Origin of the sequence: Prevotella sp. SGI.167 (genome assembly GCF_050313615.1) — a bacterium.
Taxonomy (GTDB): Bacteria; Bacteroidota; Bacteroidia; order Bacteroidales; family Bacteroidaceae; genus Prevotella.
Genome location: NZ_JBNPLT010000058.1, coordinates 1 through 6,829, shown reverse-complemented (window position 1 = coordinate 6,829; position 6,829 = coordinate 1). Strand labels below are relative to the sequence as shown.

At 49.1% G+C, this 6,829-nt stretch carries 6 protein-coding genes; 5 read left to right on the top strand and 1 reads right to left on the bottom strand.

What is annotated here, in order from left to right; translation table 11 throughout:
- Positions 1–199: 199 nt before the first annotated feature.
- Entirely contained in the window at positions 200–2,320 is a 2,121-nt protein-coding gene (uvrB, locus tag ACQRBJ_RS15505; RefSeq protein WP_445304159.1) for an excinuclease ABC subunit UvrB, read from the bottom strand.
- Positions 2,321–2,456: 136 nt separating this feature from the next.
- On the opposite strand from uvrB, the gene ACQRBJ_RS15500 reads away from it, so the two are divergent.
- The 5 genes from ACQRBJ_RS15500 to ACQRBJ_RS15480 all read left to right on the top strand — a co-directional run bounded on the left by ACQRBJ_RS15500 (position 2,457) and on the right by ACQRBJ_RS15480 (position 6,541).
- Entirely contained in the window at positions 2,457–3,317 is an 861-nt protein-coding gene (locus tag ACQRBJ_RS15500) for an outer membrane protein assembly factor BamD (RefSeq protein ID WP_217759806.1), read from the top strand.
- 58 nt (positions 3,318–3,375) lie between these two features.
- Positions 3,376–3,726, top strand: coding sequence for a DNA-directed RNA polymerase subunit omega (locus ACQRBJ_RS15495; protein ID WP_294967565.1), 351 nt, complete (start codon positions 3,376–3,378; stop codon positions 3,724–3,726).
- 18 nt (positions 3,727–3,744) lie between these two features.
- Positions 3,745–4,215, top strand: coding sequence for a DUF4293 domain-containing protein (locus ACQRBJ_RS15490; RefSeq protein ID WP_445304158.1), 471 nt, complete (start codon positions 3,745–3,747; stop codon positions 4,213–4,215).
- Positions 4,216–4,374: 159 nt separating this feature from the next.
- The gene (locus ACQRBJ_RS15485; protein ID WP_153124783.1) at positions 4,375–4,911 is read left to right on the top strand and encodes a 30S ribosomal protein S16; all 537 of its coding nucleotides are present in this window, start codon (positions 4,375–4,377) and stop codon (positions 4,909–4,911) included.
- 136 nt (positions 4,912–5,047) lie between these two features.
- Complete coding sequence (locus tag ACQRBJ_RS15480) at positions 5,048–6,541, top strand: oligosaccharide flippase family protein (protein WP_445304157.1); 1,494 nt, start codon at positions 5,048–5,050, stop codon at positions 6,539–6,541.
- The last annotated feature ends 288 nt before the right edge of the window (positions 6,542–6,829 follow it).

The following is a 6,829-nucleotide window of genomic DNA, read 5'->3' as shown; positions in this document are numbered from 1 at the left end:
ATCAAGGAGATTTGCGGAGTCGGCAACTAGATGGAGACAACTGCTATCATGCAGGGTAACAATGCTATCGCTACCCAACGGTCACCGGCCGAAGGAAAAGGTAAAGGGCAAAAGTAAGTTGTGTCACACGCCCTGTAAGGACAAAAGCTTTAAAACCAGGTGTTTAGTAAAGCTTTTGCCCTTTCAGGGCGTGCTGCTTCTATCCTTTTTCTTCCAATTCCTTTTGCAATCGGATGATTTCGTCGCGATATTGTGCGGCTTGCATGAAGTCGAGGTCCTTGGCTGCCTGCTTCATCAGGGCGGTGGTATTGGCGATGCTCTTCTCCAATTCCTCCCTGCTCATGCTGCGGACGATAGGGTCGGCAACCATCGTGGTGCTGTCAGGTTCGATGTAAACTCGCTGTTTCGATCCATCAGCTCCCTGAATAGTGCGGAATGATGCAGAATTGATACCAGAACCTGCTCCAGAAGCTTTTCCGGAACCGCTTCCATAACCACTTCCCAATCCATTTTCTGCCTCCTCCTTGCTGGTTGGCAGGGCAGATGTAATCGCCTTTTGAATCTGCTTCGGCGTAATGCCGTGGTCGGCATTGTACTGCAGCTGGATGCTTCTTCGGCGGGCGGTTTCGTCAATGGTCTTCTGCATGCTATCTGTAATATTATCTGCATACATGATTACCTTGCCGTTCACGTTTCTTGCAGCACGACCCGCAGTCTGCGTCAACGAACGGTGACTGCGCAGGAAACCCTCTTTATCAGCATCCAGGATGGCTACAAGCGAAACTTCAGGAAGGTCGAGGCCCTCACGGAGCAGGTTCACACCCACCAGTACATCATAAACGCCAGCTCGCAAATCGTTCATAATCTTTACTCGGTCCAGCGTAGCTACATCACTATGGATATATGCTGCCTTCACTTCATGGTTCAGCAGGAATTCCGTCAGTTCCTCTGCCATGCGCTTGGTAAGTGTAGTGATGAGCACTCGCTCATTGCGGTGCGTGCGGGTCAGGATTTCATCCAGCAGGTCATCTATCTGGTTCTCGCTCGGGCGCACTTCAATCTCCGGATCCAGCAAGCCCGTAGGACGGATGAGCTGTTCTACCACTACGCCCTCAGCCTCTCTCAATTCATAATCGGCAGGGGTGGCACTGACGTAGATAGCCTGATGAATCAGACTGTGGAACTCCTCGAACGTCAGCGGACGGTTGTCGAAGGCGGCAGGCAATCGGAAACCATATTCCACGAGATTCTTCTTTCTCGCCCTGTCGCCACCATACATGGCGCCAATCTGCGGAATGCTCACGTGGCTCTCGTCCACCACCAGCAGGAAGTCTTTCGGGAAGAAATCCAGCAGACAGTATGGCCGTTCGCCCGCCTTTCTGCCGTCGAAATATCTCGAATAGTTCTCTATTCCCGAACAGTGACCCAGCTCCTTGATCATCTCCATGTCGTATTCCACACGCTCCTTGATGCGCTGCGCCTTGATTCCGTCGCCTATACTCTTGAAGAACTCCTCCTGCTTCACCATATCGTCTTGAATCATGCGGATGGCACTTTCCTGCTGTTCCTTCGTGGTTACGAAGAGGTTAGCCGGATAAATCTCGTAGGTTTCGAACGAAGCCAGACGGTGATAGGTCATCGAATCTACCTCCTCGATGCTGTCTATCTCATCGTCCCACCAGGTTACTCTCAGCACGTTGTCGCTGTAAGCCATGAAGATGTCCACGGTTTCTCCCTTCACACGGAAGTTGCCGCGTTGCAGTTCGATGTCGTTTCTTACGTAGAGGGCATCCACCAGCTTGCGCAGGAATTCGTTGCGGTCCAGCGTCTGTCCCTTCTTGATTTTGATGATGTTTTCCTGCATCGCCACAGGTCCGCCCATACCGTAGATGCATGATACGGATGAAACTACGATGACGTCTTTCCTTCCGGAGAGTAGGGCAGAGACGGCTCCCAGTCGCAGCTTGTCTATCTCGTCGTTGATGGCGAGGTCTTTCTCGATGTATGTATCGGTGGTTGGCAGGTAGGCTTCCGGCTGATAGTAGTCGTAGTAGGATACGTAGTATTCTACGGCGTTCTCAGGGAAGAATCCCTTCATCTCCTGATAGAGCTGTGCGGCGAGCGTCTTGTTGTGGCTCAGGATAAGGGTAGGCTTGCCGATGTTTGCGATGACATTGGCAACCGTAAAGGTCTTTCCCGAACCGGTAACGCCCAGCAGTACCTGCGCCGGCTCACCCTGCTCTATGCCTTCGGTAAGCTGTCGGATAGCCTGTGGCTGGTCGCCCGTCGGTTTGTATTCTGATGTAATTTTAAAGTCCATAATCACTGAATTTAGGTGCAAAAATACAAAAAAATCGCCATTAATCGTTATAAAGATTAATATTTTGCGAAAAAATGTATTTTTTCTTTTGATAATAAGTAAATTATGAGTAACTTTGCATCTCAAAATGAGAATTATGAAGAAATTGACTCTTATCGCAACATGCGTAGCACTGCTGATGACCAGCTGTGTGAACGAATATAACCAGATCACCAAATCGGGTGATTATACATTGAAGTACGAGTATGCCAAGCAGTGTTATGCTCAGGGCAAGTATTCCCGTGCCGTACCTCTCCTGCAGGAAGTCGTTACCATGAAGAAGGGTTCTACCGAGGGCGAGGAATGTCTCTACATGCTTGCCATGGCTGAGTTCGGTATGAAGGATTACGAGACCGCATCCGAATACTTCAAGAAGTATTTCTCTTCCTATCCGAAGGGTCGCTACGCTGAGAATGCCAAGTATTACGTGGGCGAGAGTCTCTTCCAGAATGCTCCGGAGCCTCGATTGGACCAGAGCACTACGATGACTGCCATCGCTGCCTTCCAGGAGTATCTCGACATCTTCCCTGATGCTCATCTCAAGTCTCAGGCCACCAGCCGTCTCTATGCCCTGCAGGATTTGCTCGTGGAGAAGGAATACAAGAGCGCCCGTCTCTACTTCGATTTGGGAACCTACTTCGGCAACTGCACCAACGGCGGCAACAACTATGAGGCTTGCATCGTCACAGCGCAGAATGCCCTGAAGGACTATCCTTACAGTAACCGTCGTGAGGAGTTTGCTTCGCTCGTAATGAAGAGCAAGTACGAACTTGCCAAGATGAGTGTGGAGAGCAAGCAGCTGGAGCGTTATCAGGACGCTGAGGATGAGTGCTACGGCTTCATCAATGAATATCCTGATTCAAAGGAGCGCTCGCTTGCCGAGAAGTATATCGAGAAATGCAAGGAGTATGAGAAGGCTCATCCTGAGGATTCGCTCGAAAAGCTTGCCGAGAACTAGAGCGCATATATATGATAAGGTAATAATCGTAAAAAAGAATAATAATAGTACTATAATTATGGATTACAAGAAATCAAATGCACCAGTAAACACAGTTACTCGTAACATCATGGACCTCTGTGATGAAACTCAAAACATTTATGAAAGCGTAGCTATCATTGCTAAGCGTGCCAACCAGATTTCGGTTGAAATCAAGCAGGACCTGAGCAAGAAGCTCCAGGAGTTTGCTTCTTACAACGATTCTTTGGAGGAGGTATTCGAGAACCGTGAGCAGATTGAAATCTCTCGCTACTACGAGAAGTTGCCAAAGCCAACATTGATAGCTACTCAGGAGTTTATCGAGAACAGCATCTTCTGGCGCGACCCTTCTAAAGAGTATCGTCCTGCTACTACAGTCAATGAGTTGTAATAAAGGGAAAGAAAAGATATGATACAGCGCAAACAGACTCTGTTTCTGCTTTTGGCAGTCATCGTATGTGCGCTCTGCCTGTTCCTGCCAGTAGGCAGCGTTGAGCCGAAGGGAATGGGTGTCGACAGTCTGATTTACAATCTGGGAGTGGTGATGGGTGATGGCGGTCTCGCTATCTCTACCACCTGCATCCCGTTGTTTGTCCTGCTCAGCGTAACAGCGATACTATCGTTGGTAACGATATTCCTTTATAAGAATCGCAAGGTCCAGATGTCAATCTGCAAGAATGCCATGCTGCTCAATGCGCTCTGGGTTCTCGACTATGCCCTGATTCTCTTCGGCATCATTCCGGTTCCTGAGGTAGAGGGCAAGGTGAACATCGAGTTTGCAGCCTGCCTGCCTATCGTCAGCATCATCCTTCTGGCAATGGCCTATAAGGGCGTCAATGACGACGAAAAGCTGGTAAAAGCGGCAGATCGCATCCGATAAGGGGCTGATTCTTAAAAGAAATGCTAAAAAAGCCTATAAAAATAGGATAAAATTTGTGGGTACCAAATAAAAGTTGTACCTTTGCACCCGCTGTCACGAGATGGCAGCATAAAATTCAAACCTCATATATATTAATTAAATTAAAATTAAGTTTTAAAAATGGCAACAAAGATCAGATTGCAGCGCGGCGGTCGTAAGAACTATGCTTTCTACAGCATCGTAATCGCTGACGTTAGAGCACCACGTGATGGTAAATTTACTGAGAAGATTGGTACATTCAATCCTAACACCAATCCTGCTACTGTAGATTTGAATTTCGAGCGCGCTCTCTACTGGGTAGAGACAGGTGCACAGCCAACAGACACAGTTCGCAACATCCTCAAGGGCGAGGGCGTTTACTTGATGAAGCACCTCAAGGGTGGCGTTAAGAAGGGCGCATTCGACGATGCTGAGGCTCAGAAGCGTTTCGACGCTTGGAAGAACGGTAAGGACGCTAAGAATACTGCTGTTCGTGAGGGCGATGCTAAGGCTAAGAAGGAAGCTGCTGCTAAGGAGCTCGAGGCTGAGAAGAAGATGAACGAGGCAATCGCTAAGAAGGTAGCTGAGAAGAAGGCTGCTGAGGCTGCTGCTAAGGCAGAGGCAGAAGCTGCTAAGGCTGCTGAGGAGGCTTCTGAGGAGGCTCCAGCTGAGGCTTAATCTTCTGAATGAATCTTCTTTGAAGATTGAAAAGTATAAGGTCGATTACTCTTTTTTAAAGGGTGTCGGCCTTTTTTGGTTGTTTTTATTCCTGCAAATACCTGCAATAAACCGCCGAGAATTCCGTTTAGATAATATGGAAAAGACAAAGGAAACCAATCATGAGATGGAGGCTGAAAAGAACAGCTACTCTCATATACTGAAATATACCGGATTGCTGGGAGGCGTACAGGGACTCAACATGCTCGTGGGTATTGTGAGGAATAAGTTTACCGCCATGTTCCTGGGACCATCCGGCATGGGATTGCTGTCTCTTTTCAATGCAACTTCCGGTTTTCTTACCTCCGCCACTAATCTCGGCATTCCTACCAGTGGCGTCAGGGTGGTTTCCGAGGCTGAAGCCCGGAATGGGGTAGAGCAGGCGATTTCTCAAGTCCGCACGCTCAGTCTGCTTTCTGCCCTTCTGGGTGCGCTGGTCTGCGCCCTTCTCGGTCCTCTCCTCAATCTCTTCACCTTTTCCTGGGGCAATCATACCTACCATTTCGTGCTGCTGGCTCCTACCATTTTCTTCACGATTCTTGCCGGTGGCGAAACGGCTATCCTCAAGGGTTTGGGCAAGCTGAAGTCGCTGGCTGCGCAGGCATTTGCCCTGTCTCTCCTTTCCCTGCTCGTTTCCGTACCCGTTTACGGCTTCTTTGGCGAGAGCGGCATTCTTGCTGTTCTCTTTTTGCTGGCACTGGCTCAGTGGCTCCTCGCCTTTTCGTTTTCGCGAAAGGAGCATCCCTTCCGCCTGTGCCTTTCCCGAATCCAGCTGCTCAAGGCTTTCCCGATGATCCGTCTCGGACTCTCCTTTGTGCTGGCTGGGATGATGAGCAGCGGGGCTGAGTTTCTGGTCAGAGCCTTTCTCAACCACCAGGGCAACCTGGCTGAGGTAGGACTTTTCAATTCAGGCATTACCCTGGTGCTGGTCTATGGCGGCATGGTTTTCTCGGTGATGGAGACCGATTATTATCCTCGTCTTTCTGCCGTAAGGGGAGAAGGAAGCGCAACATCAGAGGCAGAAAACCGCAATCTGATCGTCAACCGTCAGTTGGAGATGAATCTTCTGCTGATGGGGCCCATCATCAGCGCCATCATCCTGCTGCTGCCTATTGTCATTCCGCTGCTCTACAACTGGGAGTTTCTGGGTGTGGTGGGGATGACTCAGATTGCAGCTGCTGGCTTGCTGTTCAAGGCATTCTACATGCCTCTGGAGTACATTCCGCTGTCCAGGGGCGAGGCTCGTGTGTTCCTGGTGCAGGAGAGCTGTTGCGTGGTGTTGCTCATCGTCTGCGAAATCATCGGCTATCTGCTTCACGGACTGGACGGTTTGGGAGCGGGCATTGTTGTAGCCTACGCCGTAGAGTCGATAGGAGTTTATGTCTTCTGCCGCATCCATTATGCCTATCGCCTGAGTTTTCCGTCGGTCCAGCATCTGTTGGTTCATGTATTGAATCTGTTCTTGTTGGGTTGTGTAGTATGGTTATCTGAGGTAGATTCATGGTGCTATTGGCTGTTGGGTCTTTTTCTCTGTGCGGCTTCCCTTCTGTACAGTTTCTCCCGTATCAGGCGTTCGCTGAAGGGAAAATGATGACTGGCGCCTGTCATCATTTATCCCCCGCCTGGGTCATCATAGATAACCGTTTGAAGGCACATAAGGCGTTTCCTCGATTGCCGGTGCAAAGATACGAAGTTTTTCGGTATCTACCAAAATTTGGCATGTGATAAGGAGCGATTTTCAGCAGCTTACGATTTGAAACTTAGTTAAAAATCCTAACTCTATGTTTTATGGGGCGCATCTCTATGTTTTTCGGTATGGAAAACTATGTTTTGTCATATAAATCAGCATATTACAAAGTAATAACCGTTTTCTGCAAAC

Bases quoted from the DNA above. Each gene is read 5' to 3' on its own strand.
- uvrB (WP_445304159.1), bottom strand. From the start codon at position 2,320: ATGGACTTTAAAATTACATCAGAATACAAACCGACGGGCGACCAGCCA.
- ACQRBJ_RS15500 (WP_217759806.1), top strand. From the start codon at position 2,457: ATGAAGAAATTGACTCTTATCGCAACATGCGTAGCACTGCTGATGACC.
- ACQRBJ_RS15495 (WP_294967565.1), top strand. From the start codon at position 3,376: ATGGATTACAAGAAATCAAATGCACCAGTAAACACAGTTACTCGTAAC.
- ACQRBJ_RS15490 (WP_445304158.1), top strand. From the start codon at position 3,745: ATGATACAGCGCAAACAGACTCTGTTTCTGCTTTTGGCAGTCATCGTA.
- ACQRBJ_RS15485 (WP_153124783.1), top strand. From the start codon at position 4,375: ATGGCAACAAAGATCAGATTGCAGCGCGGCGGTCGTAAGAACTATGCT.
- ACQRBJ_RS15480 (WP_445304157.1), top strand. From the start codon at position 5,048: ATGGAAAAGACAAAGGAAACCAATCATGAGATGGAGGCTGAAAAGAAC.